2 protein-coding genes are annotated in these 1,086 nt (G+C 61.9%); both read left to right on the top strand.

Going from position 1 to position 1,086, the window contains the following annotated elements:
* The first annotated feature begins 540 nt into the window (after positions 1-540).
* Positions 541-693 carry a hypothetical protein gene (locus F6Q13_RS17455; RefSeq protein ID WP_293059240.1) on the top strand — a complete coding sequence of 51 codons (153 nt, stop codon included), beginning with the start codon at positions 541-543 and terminating at the stop codon, positions 691-693.
* A 16-nt stretch (positions 694-709) separates the two neighbouring features.
* Positions 710-1,012 carry a CopG family transcriptional regulator gene (locus F6Q13_RS17450; RefSeq protein WP_293059238.1) on the top strand — a complete coding sequence of 101 codons (303 nt, stop codon included), beginning with the start codon at positions 710-712 and terminating at the stop codon, positions 1,010-1,012.
* Positions 1,013-1,086: the final 74 nt, after the last annotated feature.

Genomic DNA, 1,086 nt, shown 5'->3' with positions numbered 1-1,086 from the left:
TAGAGCCGCGGACTCATAATCCGTTGGTCGCGGGTTCGAGCCCCGCCCGCCCCACCTAACTGGAGTTCAGAACCTATATCGCGGGCGATTCAGACACACAAAGATCAGTCCTGTCCCGCCGGGACGTGATTGCTGTGCCCGTGCGAGCATCATCTCCATCGCGAATCGCGGCTTTGGACGAGCCGATGATCGGGGTCCGCAACAGCCCCTGATCCGTCACCTGGGCGCAACGCGGCCTTGGCGACCGCCGCTGGTGACCGGGCTCGCCGGGCGGAGTCGACCGTGACAACAGTGTGACAACGACGTCCAGGCGCTGTCAGCTCGGCAGCGCATGCGTTCCGTCACTATGTTTTGCGGAGAAATGTATTACACTTTCTTGCTAAAGTGTATTACACTTTCCAAGTGTGCGGATCGGCATCAGGCCAAGCGTCCGTGCTCATCTGATCCTCGACGCCGAGATCCGTGCCCTGGTGGCCTTTCCCGCGCTGCGATCGTCCTCGAAGCTCGCTGTCCCGGCACCCGCTATTCATCGGGCCTGCAGTGACCGGCCAACCGCGGATCGAGGTCATTGCCGACCTCGCTAACCCACTGGCGGCCGATGTGTTTCACGCAATGATGCTCCACCGCGGCCTAGTCGAGTCACTGGGTCTCGACGACCTGATCGACCCCGAATACGGTCCCCAATGGACCTGAAGGCGAAAGGATAGACATGAGCCGCAAGCGTCGATTTACCGACGAAGACTACGCGGAGATGGCCGCGGATTATGAGGCCCACCCGCCCACCTCGGACGAAGTTCTTTCCGCCGACGTCAATCCTGCGTTTCTACGAAAGGGCCGGCCGCGCAAGGATGTTGCGGCGCCCGGTGAGACGCCGTTGACGACGGTGCGGTTACCTGATGCCATTCGTGAGGAGTTAGTGCGTCGTGCGAGGGCGGAGGGTTCTTCTGCGTCGGAGCTGATCCGACGGGCCGTGGTTGAGTACTTCGGTCGCCATCCTGTGGGATCGGACTAGGGGTGGTCACGACCTGCGTCGTGCCGGTAAAGCCGCATGGCGCCAAGTACAGTGCGTCGGCGACATCCGCATAG

It is taken from the genome of Mycobacterium sp. (genome assembly GCF_008709575.1).
Taxonomy (GTDB): domain Bacteria; phylum Actinomycetota; class Actinomycetes; order Mycobacteriales; family Mycobacteriaceae; genus Mycobacterium.
This window is presented reverse-complemented; position numbering and strand designations above follow the sequence as displayed.